Source organism: Micromonospora sp. NPDC003197 (assembly GCF_053590565.1).
This window is the reverse complement of record NZ_JBSFTE010000028.1, coordinates 46,302-70,380: the sequence shown is the minus strand read 5'-3', so window position 1 is coordinate 70,380 and position 24,079 is coordinate 46,302. Positions and strand designations below refer to the sequence as shown.

Here is a 24,079-nt window from a genome sequence, read left to right as displayed (position 1 = left end):
GACAAGGGCCAGCGCGCGACGAGGAACGGACGGTGTGCCATGCCGCGGATCGGGGTCACCGGTCACGTCATTCTCGCCAGCGGGACCGCCGAGTTGATCTACGCCTGCCTGGCCAAGCAGCTCAAGCCGTACGCCGGACGGGAGCTGCACGGAGTCACCTGCCTGGCCGACGGGGCCGACCAGCTCTTCGCCCGCGCCGTCCTCGCCACCGGCGGCACCTATGAGGTGATCATCCCGGCGATGGACTATCGGGAACGGGCCGTCGAGGCGCACAACCTGGCCGACTTCGACGAGCTGCTCGCCAAGGCAACGACGGTGTCCTACATGCCGTATCCGGAGTCGGGCCGGGAAGCGTACATGGCGGCGAGTGAGGAGTTGCTGCGCCGCTGCGACCATCTGCTGGCGGTCTGGGACGGCCGTCCCTCGGCCAGCACCGGCGACACCGCCGATGTGGTACGCGCCGCCCGGGCCCGTCAGCTGCCGGTGACCGTGCTGTGGCCCGACGGTGCCCGACGGGGCCGTCGGCTCCACTAATGGCGTTCTTGCCACACTCCGATGGCCAGCAGCGATTCTGGCCGGAATCAGGGCAGGTTGGTCAGGCAGGACCACTGGGTGACGACCGGGCGGTAGCCCAACCGGCTGTTGATCGCGAGCATCGGCGCGTTCGATTCTTCGTTGGAGGTGTACGCGACCGTGACGCCACGTGCGGCAGCATGCTGTAGCGCTGCGGACTTGACCAGTCGCGCCAGCCCACGACCACGATGCTGCGGCAGCGTCGCGGTCATGTCCGACCACATGCGCTCGCCATCCCGTTTGACGAACGAAAACGCGACGATGTCGTCGTCGACCATCGCGGTGACACTGGCGGCCTTGTCCAGCCCCAGGTTCTCCCAGACCTCGTACCGCCAGGTGTCGTAGGAGAGCGCATCGTAGGCCACGTCATCCGGTGTGTCCGCGCTGGCCGCAACATATGCCTCGTACAGCTGCTCGGGGTCCAGATCGGAGAGTGTCGCCAGTCGAACCCCCGGCGGTGCGGACGGTACGGGTGGTAGGGACCGCAGTGTCCGGGCCGCGTAGCGCATCTGCCGGCTGGGCTCGAATCCGCGCTTTCGCGCGAACTCCAGCGACTGTTCCAACACCCAGGTCCGTACGCGTCGGGCCCCGATCCCGGTCAGGTGTTGCGTGGCTGCGGCGAGTAGTGCGCTGCCCGCACCCCGATGCCGGTAGTCCGGTTGCACGTGCAGAAGGGAAATCTCCCCGAAGTCCGCCTCGGACGTCGTCCCATTCAGATATGACGAAGCCCAACCGACCAGCCGGCCGTCGCTCTCGACGACAAACGCCACCCAGTGTTCACCGGGTGGCGGCTCTGAGATCATCCGGCGGGTCGACTCGATCCCGCGAACCAGGTACGGGTAGACCTCGGCGCGCAGCGCCACCACGGCCGGAGCATCATCGGGTACGGCAGTCCTGATCTGCATTCAATTCCTCGCGGTAAGCAACACCAGTACGGCGTTGGGCGGTCGCCAATGCTCACCTGTCACAAACGACCAGTCAACCTATTTTGGGCTGATATCACTCGATGCCCTGCCGGCCGGATGACCATGGGTCGACCGGCCGGCTGATGGCATTCGGCAAGTACGATCCGCCCGGCGGTGCCGCCCGCGCCCGCCCGGAGGTGAAATGGTGGGGAACCCGGCCCGGCTGGCTGTCGACCTGGGCACCACACACACCGTCGCCGTGGTGCACCGGCCCGGCCAACAGCCGCGATCGCTGCTGTTCGACGGCTCGCCGCTGCTCGCCTCCGGGGTCTTCGTGGACGTCGTCGGCACAGTGCACACCGGACGGGACGGTGCCCGGCTCGGGGCGGCCGAACCGGAACGCTTCGAGCCGCACCCTAAGCGCCGCATCGACGAGGGTTGGGTGCTGCTGGGTGACGCCGAACTGGCGGTCAGCGCGCTCCTCGCCGCCATCCTGCGCCGGGTCGTCGAGGAGGCCCGGCACGCCGGCATCGAACCGACCACCGACGACACCATCCTGACCTGCCCCGCCGACTGGGGGCAGCCTCGCCGCGAGGTGCTGCGTGAGGCGGCCCGGCTGGCCGGGCTCGAACAGGTTCATCTGGTCGACGAGCCGATTGCCGCCGCCACCTACTGCGTACAGGTCCTTGGGCAGCAGGTGCCGGTCGGCGGTCACCTCGGCATCTTCGACCTCGGCGGCGGGACCCTCGACGTGGCCGTGGTCGAGCGTGCGGAGGTCGGCCTGCGGGTGCTCGCCACCGGTGGGCTCGACGACCTGGGTGGCCTGGACATCGACGAGGCGCTGGTGGCGCACCTCGGCCAGCTCGCCGGAATTCGGAACGCCGACCTGTGGCAGCGGCTCCGCGAACCGCAGACCGCCGCAGACCGCCGCGACCGGCAGAGCTTCTGGACCGAGGTCCGTACCGCGAAGGAGATGCTGTCGCGTACGACGGTGGCCCCGGTGCACGTGCCGGGCCTCGACGAGCCGATGCATCTCACCCGGGAGGAGCTGGATCGGATCGCCAGTCCACTCGTCGCCCGAGGCGTCGACGAGATCCGCCGGGTCCTGCAACGGGCCGGGGTCGCCCCGGGCAGTCTGGCCGGCCTGTTGTTGGTCGGCGGGGCGAGCCGGATGCCCGTGGTGGCGACCCGGCTGCACGCCCGGCTAGGTGTCGCGCCCTCGGTGCCCGAGCAACCGGAACTGCCGGTCGCATACGGCGCGTTGATCTACGCCACCGGTACGACCAATGCCCCGGGTACGACCGCCGGTGGTGTCCCGTCACCGCCGCCCACAGGCCCGCCGCCGTCACCGCCACCGCCCGCAGGCCGACCGTCGCCGCCACCATCGGGTCCGCCTGGCTGGTCCCCCGGGTTCGGTCAGCCACCGAGCGGCCCGGCGTTCCCGCCGATCAAGACCACCGCCCCGCCTCGCCGGCCGGTACCTCGCGCGGTCACCGCTGTCGTCCTGCTGGCGGTCCTGGCCGGCTGCGTAGGTGCGGTGATCAAGGGCGGACAGTGGGCCACCGAGGCGTTCGGCAATGGCTCCAACGGTTCCGGCTCGGGCGGGCTCGGCATCGGCAGCGGGAAGAGCGGTGACCAGCAACCGGGGCGGGGCAAGCTCGACCGGGTACACGAGCTGGCACCGTCGCGGGACGGTGCTACCGCGACGACCCTGGTCGGCGACCGGGTCGTCTGGGCCACCACCGGTAACGGCTCGACCGAGGTCCGTGCGCTACCCAGGACCGGCACCGGGCCGGGCTGGACGGTCGAGGTAAGCATCGAGCCCACCGAGATGACGATCACACCGGTCGCGGATCTGATCGTCATCGACGGAAAACAGTCCGCTCTCGACAACGGCAAGGACGTCCGGGTGGTACTCAACGCCACCGACGGCACGCTGTTGTGGAAGAAGCCGTGGGAAGACCGGGTGGACATCGCCTACTTCGGTACCGAGGCGGTGACGGAGGTCCTCGACGGCATCTACGACAACGCCGTCGAGCGGGTCGACCTGCGGACCGGACGGACGAAGTGGAAGCGGGACGGCAGTGACGACCTGCTGTCGAACACAGACCACCGGATCAGTGCGATGCGGATCTTTCCCACGGCGGAGACCCCGGCCGGTCCCGGGGTCCTGCCGCCAGCGAACGGTCTGCGCGAAACGATGACCGCCAGCGAGGTGGTGGTCGAACTCGACACGACGAAGCGGGTCGGCATCGCCCTCGATGCAAAGACCAAGAAGACGCTGGGCAGCGGGGCATTGCCGTTCGACGAGGCGCTGTGGCTGGGCTTCGACGGGCTGGTCATCGGCAAGCGACACAACTCGGTCACCGGCGGCAAGGCGGTGCTGGCCGCGTACTCGGTCCCGGACTTCACGTCGAAGTGGGCTCTCTCACTGACCGCCGGCAACCAGATCGAGAACGTCGGGGTCTGCGGCCCCCACCTGGTCTGCGCGGCGGTCGACACACCGGGCTCGGGTAACGACTATTTCGTGGCGGTGGACACCCGTACCGGGCAGGAGGTCTGGCGCAAGGAAGTCGAGTGGTCGGATCGGGAGTCGTGGCACGCCGACAGCGGCAACGTGATCTTTGGTGCGGGAATCTTCGGGATCCTCCGCGATCCGAAGGTGCTGGACTTCACCGGCAAGCAGGTGCAGGCATTCGAGAGTTCTCCACATGTGGTGGCCACGGCCCCAGGGCGAATGGTGCTGACCAACTACGACGGCCGGGCCAGCCAGTGGCAGATCTGGCTGGTGGACCGGGCAACCGGCAAGGCCACCGTGGCGGTCGACGTGGGTGCTGAGTCACCCGAGCAGGTCTACCTCGACGGGGACTCCGTGACAGTCAGCACCAAGGACCGCCGTACGCTGGTGTTCAAGGTCGGCAGCCTGGCCTGACCCCGCGCCACCCCCTGTGGTCCCAGAACTTGGCCCGGGGTTGCGCGGATAGCAAGACGGACGTACGGTTTTGTTGACTACAGAATCGGCCGGTAAGTGTTGCCTAAGCCAGGCAGCGCAGTACCCCGTGCGCAAGACTCAGGACTACTCACGGTCGCTGGTGTGAAGGAGTACGACGTGGCGAGCCTCGACACCTTCGGTGCGAAGACCCAGCTACGCGTCGGAGACGCGAGCTACGAAATTTTCAAGATCAGTAAGGTGGACGGGCACGACCGCCTGCCGTACAGCCTCAAGATCCTGCTGGAGAACCTGCTCCGCACCGAGGACGGCGCGAACATCACCGCCGACCACATTCGGCAGCTCGGTGGCTGGGACGCCACCGCCGACCCGAGCGTGGAGATTCAGTTCACCCCGGCCCGGGTGCTGATGCAGGACTTCACCGGCGTGCCCTGCGTGGTCGACCTGGCCACCATGCGCGAGGCGGTCCGCGAGCTGGGCGGCGACGCCACCAAGGTCAACCCGCTGGCCCCGGCCGAGTTGGTCATCGACCACTCGGTCATCGCCGACCTCTTCGGTCGCGAGGACGCCTTCGCCCGCAACGTCGAGCTGGAGTACGAGCGCAACAAGGAGCGCTACCAGTTCCTGCGCTGGGGCCAGAGCGCGTTCAACGAGTTCAAGGTCGTCCCGCCCGGCACCGGCATCGTGCACCAGGTCAACATCGAATACCTGGCCCGCACCATCATGGAGCGAAAGGGACCCGACGGGAGCCTGGCAGCGTACCCGGACACCGTCGTCGGCACCGACTCGCACACCACGATGGTCAACGGCCTGGGTGTGCTGGGCTGGGGCGTCGGCGGCATCGAGGCCGAGGCCGCGATGCTCGGCCAGCCGGTGAGCATGCTCATCCCGCGCGTCGTCGGCTTCAAGCTGCACGGTGAGGCCCCGGCCGGCACCACCGCCACCGACCTGGTGCTCACCATCACCGAGATGCTGCGGCAGCACGGCGTGGTCGGCAAGTTCGTCGAGTTCTACGGACCTGGCGTGAGTGCGGTGCCGCTGGCCAACCGGGCCACCATCGGCAACATGTCCCCGGAGTACGGCTCCACCGTGGCGATCTTCCCGATCGACGACGAGACCGTCCGCTACCTCAAGCTCACCGGCCGCAGCGAGGAGCAGGTCGCGCTGGTCGAGGCGTACGCCAAGGAGCAGGGCCTCTGGCACGACCCGGCCGCCGAGCCGGACTACAGCGAGCGGCTCGAACTGGACCTCTCCACCATCGAGCCGTCCCTGGCCGGCCCGAAGCGCCCGCAGGACCGGGTGCCGCTGGGCAACGCCAAGACGCTGTTCCGCTCGGCGTTGCAGAACTACCTGGACACCGACAAGCGGCCGGTCACCGGCCCTGCGGACGAGGCCAGCAAGGAATCCTTCCCGGCCAGCGACCCGCCGGCCAACGACCAGATCGACCCGGCAGACAAGCCGCGTGACCTGATCTCCGCCGCCACCGGCGCGAACGGCCGGCAGAGCAACCCGATCCGGGTCACCGACGAGAACGGCACCGAGTACGAACTCGACCACGGTGCCGTCGTGATCGCCGCCATCACCTCCTGCACCAACACCTCCAACCCGCAGGTGATGATCGGCGCGGCGCTGCTGGCCCGTAACGCCGTCGAGCGGGGCCTGGCTCGCAAGCCGTGGGTGAAGACCACGCTGGCCCCCGGCTCCAAGGTGGTCATGGACTACTACGAGCGGGCCGGTCTCACCCCGTACCTGGAGAAGCTCGGCTTCCACCTGGTCGGCTACGGCTGCACCACCTGCATCGGCAACTCCGGGCCGCTGCCCGAGGCGGTCTCCGCCGCGGTCAACGAGGCCGACCTGTCGGTGGTCTCGGTGCTCTCCGGCAACCGGAACTTCGAGGGCCGGATCAACCCGGACGTCAAGATGAACTACCTGGCGTCCCCGCCGCTGGTGGTGGCGTACGCGCTGGCCGGCACGATGGACATCGACCTGGCCAACGAGCCGATCGGCTACGGCTCCGACGGCGAGCCGGTCTTCCTCCGCGACATCTGGCCCAACTCCGCCGAGATCCAGGACGTGATCGCCTCGGCCATCGGCGCGACCGGGTTCGGTGCGGCGTACTCCGACGTGTTCGCCGGTGACGAGCGCTGGCAGTCGCTGCCCACCCCGACCGGGGACACGTTCGCCTGGACCAACGAGTCGACCTACGTGCGCAAGCCCCCGTACTTCGAGGGCATGGCCCGGGACCCGCAGCCGGTAAGCGACATCACTGCCGCGCGGGTGCTGGCCAAGCTGGGTGACTCGGTGACCACCGACCACATCTCGCCGGCCGGTGCGATCAAGGCCGACTCCCCCGCCGGCAAGTACCTGGCCGAGCACGGGGTGGCCCGGCACGAGTTCAACTCGTACGGTTCGCGGCGCGGTAACCACGAGGTGATGATCCGGGGCACCTTCGCCAACATCCGGCTGCGTAACCAGCTCGTTCCGGGTGTGGAGGGTGGCTTCACGGTCAACCACCTGACCGGCGAGCAGTCCACCATCTACGACGCCTCGGTGGCCTACCAGGCGGCGGGCGTACCGCTGGTGATCCTGGCCGGCAAGGAGTACGGCTCCGGCTCGTCCCGGGACTGGGCAGCCAAGGGCACCATGCTGCTCGGCGTACGGGCGGTCATCGCCGAGTCGTACGAGCGGATCCACCGGTCCAACCTGATCGGCATGGGTGTGCTGCCGCTGCAGTACCCGAACGAGGTAACCGCCGACACGCTCGGGCTCACCGGCACGGAGACCTTCACCTTCACCGGGGTCACCGAGCTCAACGAGGGCGGCATCCCGCGTACCGTCAAGGTCACCACCGACACGGGGATCGAGTTCGATGCGGTGGTCCGCATCGACACCCCGGGTGAGGCCGACTACTACCGGCACGGCGGCATCCTGCAGTACGTCCTGCGAAAGATGCTCACCGCCTGAGCTGTGCGATAACGGAGGGCTCCTTCCTATGGCTTGTCCCATGGGAAGGAGCCCTTCCGCGTATCCGGGCCGGACATCGCTCTTGCGCGCCCGTATCGATCTATGAAAGTTTCCTTCCCGGTACGAGTTACATCTGCAACGATTCTTCGGACCTGGGGGAGTTCTTGATGGGTGACACGGTTTCGCGACGCGGCCTACTGGTCGCCGGTGGTGGAGCGGCGTTGGGCACGCTCGGCGCGCTGGGCATGAGCCAGGCTGCCGGGGCTGCCCCGCCGGTTATGGCCCGCACGACGGCGATGGCCGCAGCCGCGCTACCGACCTCCCAACGGTTCAACCTGACCGACGCGTCGGACCCGTTGTTCCGGGAGAAGCCGCTACGCAACGCCACCGTCCTCCAGTCCTTCGCCTTCGACAACGTAAACCGGCGGATCTACGTCGCCCAGGTGCTCCAGGGTGGACTGAAGCTCGCCGAGCCGGCTGCGGTCAGCGGGGCGGACCGGGACGCCGCTGGCGACCTCTGCATCACCCAGCTCGACTTCGCCGGCAACCAACTCGGGCAGATGTACCTGCTGGGCTTCGGGCACGGTGTGTCGATCGGTGCGGAGCCGGTCGGCAGCTCGACGTACCTCTGGACGGAGACGGACGCGGTGAGCAACGGTGAGACCGCGCGTGGCTCGTCCATCACCCGGTTCCCGTTCGTGAACCGGGCGGTGCTGACCAAAGCCTCACCGATGGAGAAGCACAAGCCGGTCGCCGGAGCCACCAACACCACCGCGTCGGTCGACTTCGCGTACGGGCAGCTCATCGTGCGCTACTCGCTCGGCGGCCGGATGCGCATCTCCGCCTATGACCTGACCGCGTTCAAGAGCGGCAACTACACCCCGATCGCCACCGTGGACCAGCCCGACGTGGTCGCCGAAAACCGGCCGTTCCAGGGCTACACCAGCTTTGGCCGTTATCTCTACCTGCTGGAGGGCAGCGCCTACGGTACGTACGACTCGACCGTGGCCAACCAGGGCAACACCTACCTGACCACGGTGGACTTCAGCACCGGCGCGGTCGTCCAGCGTGCGTGGTCCAAGGCCGCCTACTCGCTCTCCTTCCGGGAGCCGGAGGGAATGGCGGTGCAGCTCACCAACCCCGCCGATCTGAGCACTGCCCGCCTCTGCTTCGGTTTCGCCTCCGGCGTCAGCGGGGCCCGGCTGGCCAGCATCTACTACAAGGACCTGCTGATCTGATCGGCGGGCCCGTTCCTATCACTCACTACGATGGGAACGGGCCCGTCTCGTCATCGGGGTACGGACCGCGCGGCGCTACTCACCGCCGACATCACCGCTGCTGTCGCCGCTTCCGTCCGCATCCGTGTCGCTGCCCTCGTCGTCCAGCTCCACCTCCTTCCCGACGCGGATGACCGCGTCGGGGTCGGAGAGCACGCTGACCCGGTACGACAGGCCGATGTTGGACCAGATGGTGCCCCGCAGCCAGAGGCAGAGCCCGACCCCGTCCAGCCCCTCGGGGTGCTCGTAGAACTCCACCACCGGTTCGGCCACCGCGCCGACCAGCCCCTGGGTCTGCTGGGCGGTGCTGGCGACCTGCAACACACTGGCGCTCACCTGCACCACGACGTCCCCAAGGAGGTCCGCGTCGTACCAGTGGGTGTCCGGCAGGAAGAGCCGGGTATCGAACGAACGTCGCTGGTAGCTCGGGCCCATCATGCCGCTGTCAGAATCGGGCGTGTCGCCGATCCAGGCGACTCCCGCGAACTCGCTCCGCAGCTGGCGGACGTCGGTGGGATAACTGCTCACCAGGGTATCGAGGCGTGGCTGGGCGACGAGCTGCACTTCGGTGTCGATCACCGGACGGACGCTAGCACCGCAGGTCCATGACCTGCCACTTCGGCAGCCGGTGTGTCCGCCAACCCGGGCCGGCCGGCCAGCTGTGTCCGCGCCCGCTGGTCGGATGTCTCCACCCCCGCTGGTCAGATCCAGCCACGTCGGGCGGCCTGCATGCCGGCCTGGAACCGGGTCTGCGCACCAAGCAGGTCCAGCAACCGGCGCACCCGGCGCCGCATCGTACGCACCGACAGGCCCAACTGGCGGCCGATCGCGTCGTCCTTGACGCCGGCCGCCAGCAACGCCAGCAGCTGCCGATCCTCGTCAGAGACCTCATCCTCGCCGACTGCCCCGTCCAACGGTGTGGCTCGTTGCCAGCACGACTCGAACACGATCAAGAGCGCTTCCAGCAGGGCCGAGGGGTACACCAGCGCGGCCCGTCCGGTCGCGGTGTCGGTGTCCAGCGCCACCAGGGCGACCCGGTTGTCGACCAGGTGCATCTTGAACGGCACGTCGGTGAGCATCCGGGCCTGTTCGCCGAGGGTCGCCAGGGCTCGTACCTCGGCGAGGGCACCGGGCAGCGCGAGCGCGTCCGGATGGTAGACCACCCGCCACCGTACGCCCTTGGCGAGGATGGCCGGCTCGACCGGGTTCCCGACGGCGTGCACGTACGGTGGCCGGTCGAAGGCGTACACGTCGTGTACGGCGCTCTGCTGGATCCGTACGAAGGAGCGACTGATCTCCTCCCGCCCGGTGACCACCTCGACCGGTCCGGCCACCGGCCGCTCGGCACGGGCGGTGTGGAACAGCGCGCTGAGTTCGGCAGCAGCCTCCCGGGCCCGGTGTAGCGCCTGCTCAGCGGGGTGGATGAGGGCGTCCAGCGCGGTCCGTGGATCCGCCGCCGTGTACTGGGTCTGGGCGCCGGCCAGTCGGGCGACCAGGCCCCGGCCGGTCAATCGGGCCAACGCGGCGGCGACCCGGTCAGGTGGTTGATCGCTGGTGATGGAGAGCTCGTCGACGGTCGCCTGGGGCAGCGTCAGCAACGCCCGCAGGATCGCCTCCTCGTCGGCTTTGACACCGGCGCCGGCCAGGGCATTCGGTTCAAGTGACACGGTCGATTGTGGCCATCAGGTGCCAACGGCACAAACGTGACGCCGGCAACCGTTGCCTGGAGGGAAGCCGCACCCGACCCTCAAGGGCATGATCGAGCCCTCCAGCGCCCGCCGACGATGGGTCGCGACAGCGACCGCCGCCGGGCTGGCCGCGACCCTGCTCACCCCGGGGCCGGCGACCGCCGCCCCAGCCTCCGGTCCATCCCAGACAGTCATCGTCGAGTTCGACGCCACCCCGACCATCACGGCCGCCCCGGCCCGGGGCACCGTCGACGCCCAGGCCGCCGACCGGGTACGAGCGGCCCGCGAAGCGGTCGGCAACACCGAGCGGAGCGTGACCACCGCCGCCGAACGTGCCCGGATCAAGCTGACCCATCGACGGTCGTTCCAGGTGCTGCTCCCCGGCATGGCGATCGAGGTGCCGGCGAGCCAGGTCGACGCCCTGCGCCGGCTGCCCGGGGTCAAGGCGGTACACCCCGTCACGACGTTCCAGGCCCGCACCGTGGACAGCGTGCCGCTGGTCGGCGCGCCCGAGGTGTGGCAGCGCAAGGACGCGAGCGGAAACCCGGCCCGGGGCGGCGGCGTCATCGTCGCGGTCGTCGACACGGGTGTGGACTACCAGCACCCGGCACTGGGCGGCGGCTTCGGCCCCGGCCACAAGGTCGCCGGTGGCTACGACTTCGTCAACGACGACGCCGACCCGATGGACGACCACAGTCACGGCACCCACGTGGCGGGCATCGTCGCGGGCAGCGGTGCGGGTGGCACCCAGGCGGTGACCGGCGTCGCGCCGGATGCCACGCTGACCGCATACAAGGTGCTGGACCAGGGGGGCAGCGGCAGCAGCGAGGACATCATCGCCGGCATCGAGGCGGCGGTGGACCCGGCCAACCCGTACCGCGCCGACGTGGTCAACCTGAGCCTCGGCGGCCTCGGTGACGGCACCGACCCGGTCGGGTTGGCAGCTTCCCGAGCAGCAAAGTCCGGCGTGGTGGTCATCGCCGCTGCCGGCAACAACGGGCCGGGCGAGCGTACGGTCGGCACTCCGGCCGCCGCCGACGGAGTGATCGCGGTCGGCGCGTCCACCAGCGGCCTGCGCAATCCGGCCGTCCACCTGGCCGGCCCACGCAAGGGTGAACGGATCGAGACGTACCGCACCCCGATCTCGGCGAACCCGCCGGTCAAGCCGGTGACCGCCGACCTGGTGGACCTGGGCAACGGGACCCCGGACGACTACGCCAAGGCCGGGGACCTGCGCGACAAGGTGGTGCTGGTTGCCGGCCCGCCACACCCGGCCGGCAACTCGAACGACGCCGCCCGGTTCGCCGAACTGGAGCGGCAGGGTGCACTGGCCGGAATCGGGTACACCCCTGGCGTGACCAAGCCGGCGGCGGCCGGTGAGCTACCCGCCGTCGCGTCGAAGAAGCTGGGGGCCGAGGACGATCTGCGCCTGGACCGCCTCGTGGTGCTCGGCATCACCGACGCCAACCAGTACCAGCAGTTGCGTACGCTGCTGACCGCCGGTGCGGTCCGGGTGACCGTCTCCGGCGAGGACGTCACCGACCAGATCGCCAGTTTCTCCTCGCGCGGCCCCGACCCGCGTTGGCAGCTCAAGCCGGAAATCGTCGCGCCGGGTGTGGAGATCCGCTCGGCCATCCCCACCGCCCAGTGGCCGGCCGGGGTCCACCGGTTCAGCGGCACCAGCATGGCCGCCCCGCACGTGGCCGGAGCGGCGGCGCTGCTGCGTCAACTCTGGCCGGACGCGTCCGCGAACCGGATCGGTGCGGCGCTGATCGGGTCGGCCAGGGCGGTGCCGGACGCCGCAGCGGGGGTGGCTGGAGCCGGTCGGCTCGACCTGCCGGCCGCGCTGACCGCCAGCGTCACCGCCGATCCGCCCGCCCTGTCGTTCGGCCTGGCCGACCTGTCCCGGTCCCGGGTCCAGGTCGCCCGGACGGTGACCCTACGCAACGACAGCAACCAGTCCCAACGGCTCAAGCTGAAGGCAATTCCCACGTCGGGGAGTCCCGGCACGGTCCGGGTCGAACCGAGCCAGGTCACGGTACGCGCCGGTGGCCGGGCCACCGTCACCGTCCGGGTCACCACCACCGCGCCCGACCAGGGCAGCGCCGACGTCTCCGGCTGGCTGACCGCAGAGGCCCAGAAGGGGGTGGCCGACCTACGGGTGCCGTACCTGCTGTCGGTGCGGACCCCGGAGGTGCACGTCACGCCGGATCCGAGCGACGGACGCAGCGAGGCGTTCGTCTACACGGTCGAACCGACCGACGGCGCGCCCACCGTCACCGTCCGGGCACCGAACGGACGGCAGCGTACGGCGACGGTGCGCCACGACCACGACCTGTGGTGGCGGGCCGAGGTGACCGGCGACGTGCCCGGTGTCTACACGGTCACCACGACCGTGCCCACGGCAACCGGCAAGAAGCTGGTCGGCCGGGCCTCCTTCCAGGTGGCCGCCGAACCGGGGCGCACCCGGTGGGAGCTGATCGGCCCGTACTCCTCCGGTGGCCTGATGTCCACCACGGCGGCCGACCCGAACCGGCTCGCCGTCACGACGCCGTACGTCCCGGGGGTATGGATCACCAAGGACCGGGCCCGCACCTGGCGCTATGAGCGGATCACCCCGGTCGCCGGTGGTAGCCCCACCGTGTTGATCGACTCGAAGCGGGCCGACCGGATGTGGGCCGCGGTCGAGACCGTCGGTGACCCCGCCTACCAGGGCAAGGTGCTGCGCACCGACGACGCCGGGCAGACCTGGCGCACCCTGCCGCTGCCGGACGTCGTGTTCGACGAGTTCGTCCAGACCCCGGCCGGTGAGGCGTTGGTGGCGCTGGGCGGCGGAATGATCTGGACCAGCCGGGACGGTGGCGACAGCTGGACCCAGACTGCCGCGCCGTGGCAGGGTAGCGTCAGCGCGGCCGAGTTCGCCGGTACCGACCTGTACGTGGCGACCAGCGACGGGGTGTGGCGGTGGGCCGGGTCGTCCGGCACCCCGCAACTGGTCCGTTCGGCCGGCGACTTCGCCAGCCGGCCCATGCATCTGGCGGTGGCCGGGGACATGGTCGCGGTGGGCCTGATGAACAAGACCATCCTGGGCAGCACCGACCAGGGGCGGAGCTGGCAGCAGTTGCTGAAGCCGACGAGCCTGTTCTCGCTCAGCGGCGTTGGCGACAACCTGATCACCGACGGTAACCGGCAGACGTTCCTCAGCCGGGACCGGGGCAGGACCTGGACGAAGATCACCAAGCCGCTGGAGGGGATCACCCACGACCTGGCTCAGTGGCCGGACGACAACCAGACCCTGCTGTTCGGGCTGGAGAACACCGGGGTCTACGCCACCACCGACGCCACGAACTACACGCGGCTCGGCGTACCCGGGGTGTCCGCCGATCGGATGCTGGTCACCGACGGCAAACTGCTGCTCGGCACCCCGGTCGACGTCTACCGCACCGCGCTGCCGTCCGGTCCGGACAAGCTGGAGTGGGGCAGTTCCGCGGGCGAGGGTCGGGTGGGCCACACCGTACGCGGGCTGGCGGCTGCGCCGGACGACCCGCGTACGGTGTGGAAGCTCTACATGAACGGCTTCTACGGCACCCGCCTGGTCCGCAGCAACGACGCTGGCGACACATGGTCGGACGTCCTGCAGAGCGACCTCACTCCGTCGGGGCTGCTGGTGCACCCGGCTGACCCCCGGCAACTCTTCATCTCCTACCGCGACATCAAGGGTGCTGGCCTGTTCGTCACCCGGGATGGCGGCACTAGCTGGAAAAAGATCGACCACAGGGCCATGTACACTGCGATGGCCGGCGACCCGCAAAATCCGAAGCGGGTGTGGCTCGGTGACCAGACCGGGCTGTGGCGCTCCGACGACGGCGGGGTCACCCGGGTGAAGGTGCTCGACGGCCCGGTCACCGCGATCCACCTCGACGGCCGACGGATGGTGGTCGGTGGGGCGGAGATTCGGGTCAGCACCGACGGTGGTCGGCGCTTCACCACCGCGCACCAGCTCGGTGCCGGGCAGCATGGGCTGCCGATGCGGGTCAGCCAGGTCATCGAGGTCGGCGGGGTGCTCTACGCCGGCACCACGGCCTACTCCGAGGCCGGACTACTCAAGGGTGGACGCGGCGTGCTGTTCAGCGTGGACGGCGGACGTTCCTGGTTGAACATGGGCGGTGGCTTGCCGGACCCGTCGGTGCGATCCCTGGCTGCCAGCCCCGACGGCCGGTGGCTGTTCGCCGGCACCGAGTCCGGCGGTGTCTACCGACTGCCGATCCGCCACTGATCCGGCTGCCCGCCGGGTCCGGTGGGCAGGAGCAAGACTCAACCCGACCGGGACACCACAGTGCGCGGTGTCCCGGTCGGGCCGGCCGGCTCCTGTCGGGCCGCGCGGCAGGCCAGCTTCTGTCGGGCCGCGCGGCAGGCCAGCTTCTGTCGCGCCGCGCGGCAGCTGGGTCAGCCGTTCAGGTCGCGAAGGTAACGCCACTCGCGGGCGGCAATCCGATAACCGAGCCACTCGTTGATCGCCAGCATGGGTGCGTTCTCGGTGTCGTTACCGGTGAACGCCTCGGTGCAGCCAGCAAGCCGGGCCCGGCGCAGCGAGTCGCCCTTCGCCTGCTTGGCCAGTCCTCGGTTCCGGTAGGCGCGACGGGTACCGGTCATCCCGGACCAGTATCGCCCGCGCCGGTCGGTCTGAGCGACGCTGAACGCGACCGCCCTGCCATCCATGATCACCACCGAGGTCAGCTCCCGATCCAGGTCGGGGCGGTTCCAGTAGAGAGTGAGCCAGTCCTCGTAGTTCATCGCATCGCTGTCCACATCGCCGGGCTCGTCTGCCGCGGCCTCGACGTCGAGGTCGTAGAGCGGCCGGGGGTCGTCGGCGAAGTCGGCGGCGGTACGCAACTGCGCCCCTTCGGGCAACGGCGGTAGCGGCGGTAGCGGAACGGCCGTCAGGTCCAGCCGGGAAAAGTAGGACGAACGGCTGCGCTGGTAGCCGTGCCGCTCCGCGAAACCGGTCGACACCTCGTCGTCCCACACCCACGCGTACGCCGTGCTCGCCCCGAGCGTGGTCAGGTAATCCTCGGCGGCGGCCAGCAGGGCAGTGCCGGCACCCCGACCCCGCCCGCCGGGAGCGACACTGAGGTTGATGAACCCCTGGCCCGGCTTGCTGCTCTCAGTGAAGATCCCGGTACTGGCGCTGCCGACGACCCGCCCGTCCACCTCGGCAACCAACAGCCGGTGCCGCTGTTGGCCGGGAGCATGGGCCACCTGCCAGGCGACCAGTTCCGGGGTGAGCACCAGGTACGGCATCGCCGCCCGTTTGGTCTCGGCTGCCGCCTCGGCGTCGGCCGGCTGGAAGTCCCGAACGATGATCGACATGGGCGGCAACCTACCCGGGTGGCAACTCCGTCGCCTTCCAATTTCCCCGTGGGCGGGGCACGTCCGGTAGGTGGGTGCTGCCCGACACCGACGGCCGGTGGAGCCGGCGGACAGCCAACTCGGCGAGCAGCGCCGCCCCGTCGGCCAGCACGCTGTCGTCGAACGCGGCCCGGGGCGAGTGGTTGGGCGCGGCGTCGGCCGGTTGATCGGCCGCACAGGCACCGAGGAAGACGAAGGCACCCGGCACCCGGTCGAGCACCCGGGAGAAGTCCTCCGATCCGGTCATCGGGTTGGTCAACGGCTCGAAGCGTTCCTCACCGAAGACCTCCCGTACGGTCTCGGCGGCGAAGTCGTGCTCGGCGGCGTGGTTGACCGTCGCCCCGTACTCCCGGTCGTAACGCACCTCGGCCCGCAGACCGTGCGCGGCGGCGATGTTGTGGCACAGCCGTACCGTCTCCGCCGCCATCTGGTCGCTGACCGCCGTGGAAAAGGTGCGGATCGTCGCCTCGAAGCTCGCGTCGTCCGGAATGATGTTGCGCCGGGTGCCGGCGTGGAACGAGCCGACCGTAATCACGACCGGCTCGAACGCGTCGAACCGCCGATTGACCATCGTGTGCAGGGCGGTAACCATCTCGCAGGCCACCGGTATCGGATCGAGTGTCTCGTGTGGCCGGGAGCCGTGCCCGCCGGCCCCGACGACCCGGACGAAGAGCCCGTCGGAGGCAGCCATCAGCGGGCCGGGCCGGGAGGAGAAGACCCCGGTGGGTAGCAACGAGGAGAGGACGTGCAGCCCGTACGCGGCGTCGACCGGGCGGCCGGCCGCGGTCAGCACCCCTTCGGCGATCATGTGCCCTGCGCCGTCGCAGCCCTCCTCCCCCGGCTGGAACATGAACACGACATCGCCGGTGAGGGTTTCCTGCCGGGCGGCGAGCAACCGGGCCGCGCCGACCAGGCCGGCGGTGTGTAGGTCGTGTCCGCAGGCGTGCATGACACCGTCGTGCTGGGAGGTGTAGTCCAATCCGGTCTGTTCGGTGACCGGCAAGGCGTCCATGTCACCACGCAGCAGCACTACCGGTCCCGGGCGACCACCGCGCAGCACGGCGGTCACCGAGGACAGTTCGGTGCCGGTGCTGATCTCCAACGGCAGGCCGTCGAGCGCGGCGAGCACCCGTTCCTGGGTACGGGGCAGGTGCAGGCCAATCTCCGGAATCTGATGCAGTTCCCGCCGCAGGTGGGCCAGGTCGTCCTGAAGCGCCTTCGCATCCTGTCGCAGGCTCATCGGTCTCCTCGTTGCGTTCACCCGACCTGGCTGACGGCACCGCTGGCACCTCGCCGGAGACCCCATGCGCGGGCCTGATCGGAGGCTATCAGCGCATGCCCCGTCGATCGGCGCACGCCGCTGCCATGGACACCGACACCAATCCGCCGATCACCCAGGGTCGAGTCAGGACTCCGGCTGAAACTTCACCCACCGTTAACGGCGTCTCGTCGCCGAACGGCCGATTCGGACGTTAGTCCTTTCGGCGGGTCTGGCCCGCCCCTGCTGGAAGGAGCTGCCATGACCGCCGCTTCACCACCACGTGTCCCCCGTCGTCTCAGCCGGTCCTACACCACCACCCGGTCCTGGTTCCGTCACTGGCCGTGGCGACCGGATCTCGGCGCGTCCCTGGTCGTGTTCCTCGTTGCGTTGCCCCTGTCGCTGGGCATCGCCGTCGCCTCCAATGCCCCGGTCGAGGCGGGCATCATCGCCGCCGTGATCGGGGGCATCGTCGTCGGCGTCCTCGGTGGTGCCCCCCTACAGGTCTCCGGCCCGGCCGCCGGTCTGACCGCGGTCGTCGCCGAACTGGTGTTTCTCTACGGTTGGCGGGTCACCTGTTTCATCACTCTTGCCAGCGGAGTGGTGCAGATCCTGCTCGGCCTCAGCCGGCTCGCTCGGGCGGCGATGGCGATCAGTCCCGCCGTCATTCACGGCATGCTCGCCGGAATCGGCGTCACGATCGTCCTCAGCCAACTGCACGTCCTACTCGGCGGAGACCCGTTCACCTCCGCCCGGGAGAACCTGCTCGAACTGCCCGGACAGCTCACCGCGCACATCCCGGCCGCCGCGATCGTTGGCCTGGGTACGGTCGCGCTCACCGTACTGTGGCCGATCCTGCCTCGACCGTTGAACCTGGTCCCGCCGCCCCTGGCCGCGGTCACGGTGATGACCCTCGTCTCGCTGCCGATGGCACTGCCTCGGGTCTCCCTGCCGACCGAGCTGCTGAGTTCGCTGGCCCTGCCGGAGCTACCCGCCGGCCGATGGGGTGGCATCCTGCTGGCCATCCTCACCGTCGCCCTGGTCGCCAGCGTGGAGTCGCTGCTCTCCGCCATGGCAGTAGACCGGATGCACGAGGGGCCACCAGGCGACCTCAACCGGGAGCTGGTCGGGCAGGGCGCGGCCAACACCCTGTGCGGTTTGGCCGGTGGACTGCCGGTGACCGGCGTCGTCGTACGGAGCACCACGAACGTCCTGGCCGGTGCCCGTACCCGCGGTTCCACCATCATGCACAGCATCTGGATCGCGGTCTTCGCCCTGGCACTGGCCCCAGTGGTCCGGCAGATTCCGCTGGCCGCGTTGGCCGGCCTGCTGGTCGTGATCGGAATCCGACTGGCGGTGAGTTGGGCCCGCATGCGGACCCTGGCAAGGCACGGCGAACTGCTGGTCTACCTGGTAACCCTACTCGGGGTGGTACTACTCAATCTGCTCCAGGGAATCCTGCTGGGCATCGCGGCGGCCCTACTCTTCGCACTGCACCGCGCGTTACACGCCCCGGTGCAGGTCGTCGCCCCGGAAAACCCGACCGCCCCGTGGCGGGTCGTGGCGGCGGGAACCCTGACCTTTCTCTCCCTGCCCCGCCTGGCCCGACAACTCGCCACCATCCCGGCCGGCAGCCGGGTACGCCTTGAGCTGCTGGTGGACTACCTGGACCACGCCGCCTACGAGATGCTGGACAACTGGATCCGCAGCCACGAGCGCAGTGGTGGCGACGTGTTCATCGACGAGGTGTCCTCCTCGGTGTTCAGCAGCATTCGGGCCGGCCGGCCACCTCGGGGTCGGGCAAGTCAGACTCCGGTCCCCCGCTGGTTGGCACCCTGGTCGAGCTGGCAGTCCGCCTGCCATCCGGAGGGGGTGGATCAACTACTCACCGGGGTGGACGAGTTCCACCGGCGTACCGCCCCGCTGATCCTCGACGTGCTCGGCGAGCTGAAGCACGGTCAGGAGCCCTCCACTCTCTTTCTGACCTGCAGCGACTCCCGGGTCGTACCGAACATCATCACCAGCAGCGGGCCGGGCGACCTGTTCACCGTCCGTAATCTCGGTCCGCTCGTCCCGGGGCCGCACGCGGTCGGGGACTCCACCCTGGCGGCGGTGGAGTACGCCCTTGACGTGCTGCGGGTCCGCACCATCGTGGTCTGTGGGCACTCCGGCTGCGGAGCGATGACCGCGCTGCTCGCCAACGCCCACGACCGGCCCACCATGCCCTCGGTGGAAGGGTGGTTGCTACACGGGCTGCCGTCGGTGCAGCGAGCCCGGAGTGTCCAATGTGAGCGAAATCCGGTCGACCAGCTCGGCCGGTTGAACGTGGTGCAGCAGTTGGAGAACCTACGCCGGCTGCCGGCGGTCCAGCGAGCCGAGGCCGAGGGGCGGGTACGCCTGGTCGGGATGATGTTCGACATCGGCAACGGCACGGCCCTGATCCTGGACGAGGCCACCGGCCAGTTCGCCCCGGCGGGCGAGGACCGACTCGCCCCAGCCGGCCAGGACGAGTCGGTGCCATAAACCTGCCCTGCACTGCACGGCACTGCACTGCACCGCACTGCACGGCACTGCACGGCACTGGCCGGTCACGGCACGACGAGGGCAGGTGGCGGGGTCGGGGTTGGCCGCCAACCGGCCCATCCGGTCAGGTCCACCGCCTGATGGAAAAGCCGGGTGAACTCCGGCCGGGTCCGGGGTGCCCCCGGTTTGGTGTCGCCCAGGAAGTGCACGATTCCGGGGCGGGTGGCGGGCCGCTCCGGGAAGTGGTTCCACCGGTCGGGCAACCGGCTCCACCGGTTCTGCAGGAGCACGTTGAAGCCGTACTGGTCGTACTGCGGCCAGCGGCCCCGGATCAGGAGCCGGTCCCGGTCGAGCTGGCATCGGCGGAGCACGCGTTCGCCGATGCCCTCGTCCCGCCACCGCCCGAGATCGACCACCATGACTCCGGAGTTGAAGTATGGGGCGTCGCCGTCCAGCCCCAGTTCCTGCCAGTGGCTGATGGCATCGCGGATGACGGAGACGAGGTCGCCGGCGGCCGCCACCGGCTGGCTGGCGAGCGGCCAGTCCCAGAGTGGACGGAGGTCGTCGAGCACCAGTGTGTCGGCGTCGATGTAGATCACCCGAGGCACGGTGGTCGAATAGACCTCGGGTAGCAGGCACCTGAAGTACTGCGGGGCCAGCAGCATTGGGTCCGGGTCGATCCCCCACCGTTGGTAGCTGTCCGCGTCCATCCGGATCCAGCGGACGGTGATCCCGTTGGCTCCCCGTTCCAACCGCCGTTGCTCGTCCGCTGATACGTCCGAGTGCAGAATCGTCAGCTCGACCAGGCTGGCCGGGTCGCGGTGGGCGGCCAACGATTGCGCCATCGCGGCGGCGTACGGCAGGTATCGCCGGTCGGTGGCCGTCGCCACTCGGATCGTCGGGGCCGGACTGCTTCCATCTACAACCGGAGGAGCGTCTGGCATGTGACGGGATGCTACCGGGATGGGCGGAGTCTGGTGGTCCCAAAAAACCGGGGTCATAAACCCGGATGCGCCCGTAGCACGTTCACCGGTAGCCTTCCGTGCTACGGCGAGGGCGGCTCCTGGGCGTGCTTCCTTCTATTTTTTACTTAAAAGAAACTAGTGCGCCCGATCTCCGCCCTCGCCGTACCTGTCCGGCCCCTGCAAGCGGAGGTTGACCGTGTCTGGCCTGGCCGTTGCGACCTGGACGACGGGTGCCAAGGGCGAACCGCTGGCAGCGGTCCTGCTCCGCCGGACGGGTCTGGTCGCTCCCGGACTACTGACCGGTGGCGGGCAGCGAATCAAACAGTCGGGTCGCCAGCCGGTATCGACCGCTAACGGCCTGCTGGCGCTGGAAGCCGACCTGCTGTCGCTGGGTTGGCTGCTGGGCCCACGACTGCGGGATCACCTGGCCGGGCAGACGACCGAAGCGCTCGCCGCCATTGGCCTGGGCCTACTGGCCACGCTGGAGAACCTGGTCGGCGCGGACGTGCCGCACGTGCCGCTGTTCCGGAAGTTTCCGCGTAGCGTCCCGGCCGACACCTACGACCTCTACCTCCAGCGGGTCTTCACCCTGCTCCGTCAGGAACCGGATCAGCCCTGTGTGCACTGTGCACGGACCCGCACCGTCCGACCGGTCGCGCCCTGCGCCCACCTGATCTGCGATGCCTGCTGGGACATGACCGACTACTCCGGTTGCCCGCTGTGCCACGGTCGCATCGATCTGCAGGAACCGTTCCTACCGGTTGCCGCACCACCGAAGGGCGGCAAGCCGATCCAAATGCCGCGTCGGGCCGCCGTACTGGAACTCGCCGCCGACCTGAACCGCTCCGTTCATCAGCTGATCAACGGGCTGCTGGACCGACACACTCCGCTGACCCCGCAGGACCGAACGGACCTGACCGTACTGCTGAATCGGGTGGGGCACGGCGACCTGGGCTGGCTGCCGGACCGAATCCCGGTTCGGGAGACCCGCGCGACGGTGCTCGGTCGGCTGGTCGCCGACCCGGCACTCGCCGACCGGCTACCCGAACTGCTCGCCACCCACGTCGACACCGCCACCGACGTACTTCGCCTGCTGTACGTGCTACACGGCGGCGATCCCGGCCTGGTCGACCCGCCGCAGCGGCACCACTCGCTGCCGCGCCGGGTACGCCGAGCACTACTCGACCGGCTCGACGCACTGCCGCTGCCCGCCGTGGCGGAGGACCTGCGCCGGCACCGCGTCGCCTGGCTGCACGCAGCCGAGCAACTACACCCGTTCGAACAGGCACACCGGCATCCCCGGGCGGCAGTTGCCTTCGCCGTCCTACGACGTACCACCATCGACGAGTCGACCCGGCTCGGGCGGCTGCTGGCGCAGACCGCCGACAAGCACTCGGATGTGCTACGCCGCGCCGGAAACCGACTGCGGCTACACGGCTGGGCGGGACGGGTCGAGACGGCCATGGCCACCGGCGACCTGGAGACCACCGTACGGCTGGCCGCACAACGCCCGGGGGAGCTACTTCGCCGGCTGGTGGCGCTGGCGGGTCGTACCGATGATGGTGACGCCCTGGTGTCGACGGTCGGCGACGCCGTGCCGGCCGTCGCGCCCGGGGTGCTACTGGCCGCGCTCGGGGCGGTACGCGCCGCGACCTGGCCGGCCAACACCCGGCTCTACTTCCCGCGCGGCGGCAGTGCCCGCCTGTTCACCGAGTCGGACCGCCGGCCCCGGCTGTCGGCCGATCTCGGCGGCGAACTGGACATGTTGCTGGCCGACGAGTTCCTCGCCCGTGCCGGCAGCCTGCCCCCCGTCGAGACGGCCCTGTTGGACGCGGCCCTGGTCGACCTGGTCGCGCCCTTCACCGAACGGACCGCCGCCCCATCGCTGGTCCGGCTGCCCCGGGGCAGCCGCCAGCCACTGCCGACGGGCCGGATCGTCCGGTTGTTCGTGCACTGGACTGAACCGGCGCAGGCCCAGGTCGACCTCGACCTGTCGGTGGCGATGTTCGACAACAACGGGCATTCCGTCGGTTGGTGCGACTACACCGAACTCCGGTACGGCAAAACGGCCGCGGTGCACTCCGGTGACCTCACCTCGGCCCCGGCGCCGCTCGGGGCCAGTGAATTCGTCGACCTCGACCTGCGCGCGCTACGCAAGCTCGGCATCCGGTACCTCACAATGATCGTCTTCAGCTACAACGACGTGCCGTTCGAGGCCATGACCGACGCGTTCGCCGGGTTCATGGGTGACCCGGGTCGGGACAGCCGGCCATTCGAGCCAAAGGCGGTCGAGCAACGGTTCGACCTCACCGGCAACGTCCGGATCGCCACCCCGCTCCTCGTCGACCTGCAAACCCGGACCCTCTGCTGGGTCGATGCCACCCTCGGCGGTGCCGGCGGTCAGCACAACGTGGCCCGATATGCGGAAACCCTCGGGCGGCTCACCACCGCCGTGAACCGGTACTTCACCGCCGGCCACCGGGTCAGCCTCTGGGAGGTGGCCTGCTGGCACGCGGCGGCCCGCACCCGGACGGTGCACGTACGGGACCGCACGGGCAGCCTGGTGACCTACCGGCGGGGCGAGGGCGAATCGGTGCTGGCGTTCGCCAGCCGGCTCACGGCACTCGGCCCGGCCGACGGTGTGCCCACCGGCGAAGAGCCGGAGACCGCCAGCAGTACGCCGCAGACCGTCGACGACGCCCCGCTGCCCGGGTTCGCCGCCCTGGTACGCGGTGACGTCGAACTGGCCGACGGAGCGCAGGTGTACGCCCTGCACCGGGCGGAACTGGACGCCAACCGGGTCGACCTGCTGGATGCCGCGCAACTGGTCGGTCTGCTTACCCGGTAACCACCCGCCCTAGGTCGACGCCGGCGGAGTTCCAGCATTTGATCGAGTAACCGGACTACCCAACCCCACCGGATGCTCTCGTGACCCGTCGACGGGGCACATGCCGGCGATACGGGCTGACTGTCGGGTCACCGCTGATCCAGAACCGCCACGGTACGTCGTGCGCGGCGGCCACCCCGACGCGCGGCCCCGCGACGATCAGCGCCGGGTCGACCGGCCGGGTCGGCGGGGTCAGCAGCAATGGGCCACTTCCATCGACCATGGAGGTGCCGTTCGCGTCCGAGGTGATCCCGAGCGCCACCACCAGCCGGGCTGGTCCTCGCGCCAGATCCCGGTCAGCCACCTCCCCCCGGCGCTTGCGGACGACATCCACCCCGTCGATGACCTCACCTGCGCGCAGCAGCACCGCCGCGGCCTCGCCGTCGTCGCCGCAGACGACATTCAAACACCAGTGGACGCCGAACACGAAGTAGGTGTAAGCGTGTCCAGCCGGCCCAAACATGACCCTGGTCCGGGGCGTCGGCCCCCGGTGGGCATGCGAGGCCGGATCCTCCCCCGTTCCGGCGTACGCCTCGACCTCGGTCAGCCTGATCCGGACACCGCCGGCCGAAAGCTCCCAACCGAGCAGCATCTGTGCAGCCTCGGGTACCTCACCGGCTGGCCGCCGAAGCCACGAGTAGTCCATCGGTCAAGGAAACGACGACCAGCGGAGCTCGGCA

General features: G+C 69.6%; 14 protein-coding genes. 7 read left to right on the top strand and 7 right to left on the bottom strand.

What is annotated here, in order from left to right; genetic code table 11:
• Positions 1-39 precede the first annotated feature (39 nt).
• On the top strand, positions 40-534 hold the full coding sequence (locus ACWDV4_RS25160; protein WP_449983235.1) for a hypothetical protein: 495 nt from the start codon (positions 40-42) through the stop codon (positions 532-534).
• Between the two features lie 47 nt (positions 535-581).
• On the opposite strand, the gene ACWDV4_RS25155 is transcribed toward ACWDV4_RS25160, so the two are convergent.
• Positions 582-1,478 carry an N-acetyltransferase family protein gene (locus ACWDV4_RS25155; RefSeq protein ID WP_449983232.1) on the bottom strand — a complete coding sequence of 299 codons (897 nt, stop codon included), beginning with the start codon at positions 1,476-1,478 and terminating at the stop codon, positions 582-584.
• Positions 1,479-1,680: 202 nt separating this feature from the next.
• Here ACWDV4_RS25155 and ACWDV4_RS25150 point away from each other — a divergent pair, with 202 nt between their 5' ends.
• The 3 genes from ACWDV4_RS25150 to ACWDV4_RS25140 all read left to right on the top strand — a co-directional run bounded on the left by ACWDV4_RS25150 (position 1,681) and on the right by ACWDV4_RS25140 (position 8,630).
• Positions 1,681-4,410 carry an Hsp70 family protein gene (locus ACWDV4_RS25150; RefSeq protein ID WP_449983229.1) on the top strand — a complete coding sequence of 910 codons (2,730 nt, stop codon included), beginning with the start codon at positions 1,681-1,683 and terminating at the stop codon, positions 4,408-4,410.
• Between the two features lie 162 nt (positions 4,411-4,572).
• Positions 4,573-7,392 (top strand): aconitate hydratase, encoded by a 2,820-nt coding sequence (locus ACWDV4_RS25145; RefSeq protein ID WP_449983226.1) that lies wholly within the window; start codon positions 4,573-4,575, stop codon positions 7,390-7,392.
• Positions 7,393-7,559: 167 nt separating this feature from the next.
• On the top strand, positions 7,560-8,630 hold the full coding sequence (locus ACWDV4_RS25140) for a phage baseplate protein (protein WP_449983223.1): 1,071 nt from the start codon (positions 7,560-7,562) through the stop codon (positions 8,628-8,630).
• 75 nt (positions 8,631-8,705) lie between these two features.
• Here ACWDV4_RS25140 and ACWDV4_RS25135 read toward each other — a convergent pair whose 3' ends face one another.
• Positions 8,706-9,248: a hypothetical protein gene (locus tag ACWDV4_RS25135; protein WP_449983220.1), complete on the bottom strand. Its 543-nt coding sequence runs from the start codon at positions 9,246-9,248 to the stop codon at positions 8,706-8,708.
• A 122-nt stretch (positions 9,249-9,370) separates the two neighbouring features.
• The gene (locus tag ACWDV4_RS25130) at positions 9,371-10,336 is read right to left on the bottom strand and encodes a TrmB family transcriptional regulator (RefSeq protein WP_449983218.1); all 966 of its coding nucleotides are present in this window, start codon (positions 10,334-10,336) and stop codon (positions 9,371-9,373) included.
• 88 nt (positions 10,337-10,424) lie between these two features.
• On the opposite strand from ACWDV4_RS25130, the gene ACWDV4_RS25125 reads away from it, so the two are divergent.
• Positions 10,425-14,633: a S8 family serine peptidase gene (locus tag ACWDV4_RS25125; protein ID WP_449983215.1), complete on the top strand. Its 4,209-nt coding sequence runs from the start codon at positions 10,425-10,427 to the stop codon at positions 14,631-14,633.
• 170 nt (positions 14,634-14,803) lie between these two features.
• Here the strand turns inward: ACWDV4_RS25125 and ACWDV4_RS25120 are convergent, their stop codons facing one another.
• Both ACWDV4_RS25120 and ACWDV4_RS25115 read right to left on the bottom strand, forming a co-directional pair.
• Positions 14,804-15,727 carry a GNAT family N-acetyltransferase gene (locus ACWDV4_RS25120; protein WP_449983212.1) on the bottom strand — a complete coding sequence of 308 codons (924 nt, stop codon included), beginning with the start codon at positions 15,725-15,727 and terminating at the stop codon, positions 14,804-14,806.
• Between the two features lie 10 nt (positions 15,728-15,737).
• Positions 15,738-17,006 (bottom strand): M20 metallopeptidase family protein, encoded by a 1,269-nt coding sequence (locus ACWDV4_RS25115; protein WP_449983209.1) that lies wholly within the window; start codon positions 17,004-17,006, stop codon positions 15,738-15,740.
• A 279-nt stretch (positions 17,007-17,285) separates the two neighbouring features.
• On the opposite strand from ACWDV4_RS25115, the gene ACWDV4_RS25110 reads away from it, so the two are divergent.
• A complete protein-coding gene (locus ACWDV4_RS25110) occupies positions 17,286-19,547 on the top strand; it encodes a SulP family inorganic anion transporter (RefSeq protein ID WP_449983206.1) in 2,262 nt (753 codons plus the stop codon).
• Between the two features lie 65 nt (positions 19,548-19,612).
• On the opposite strand, the gene ACWDV4_RS25105 is transcribed toward ACWDV4_RS25110, so the two are convergent.
• Positions 19,613-20,491: a glycosyltransferase family 8 protein gene (locus ACWDV4_RS25105; RefSeq protein ID WP_449983203.1), complete on the bottom strand. Its 879-nt coding sequence runs from the start codon at positions 20,489-20,491 to the stop codon at positions 19,613-19,615.
• A 217-nt stretch (positions 20,492-20,708) separates the two neighbouring features.
• Here ACWDV4_RS25105 and ACWDV4_RS25100 point away from each other — a divergent pair, with 217 nt between their 5' ends.
• Positions 20,709-23,360 carry an MXAN_6230/SCO0854 family RING domain-containing protein gene (locus ACWDV4_RS25100; protein ID WP_449983201.1) on the top strand — a complete coding sequence of 884 codons (2,652 nt, stop codon included), beginning with the start codon at positions 20,709-20,711 and terminating at the stop codon, positions 23,358-23,360.
• Between the two features lie 55 nt (positions 23,361-23,415).
• Here ACWDV4_RS25100 and ACWDV4_RS25095 read toward each other — a convergent pair whose 3' ends face one another.
• Complete coding sequence (locus ACWDV4_RS25095; protein ID WP_449983198.1) at positions 23,416-24,045, bottom strand: DNA-3-methyladenine glycosylase; 630 nt, start codon at positions 24,043-24,045, stop codon at positions 23,416-23,418.
• Between the last annotated feature and the right edge of the window lie 34 nt (positions 24,046-24,079).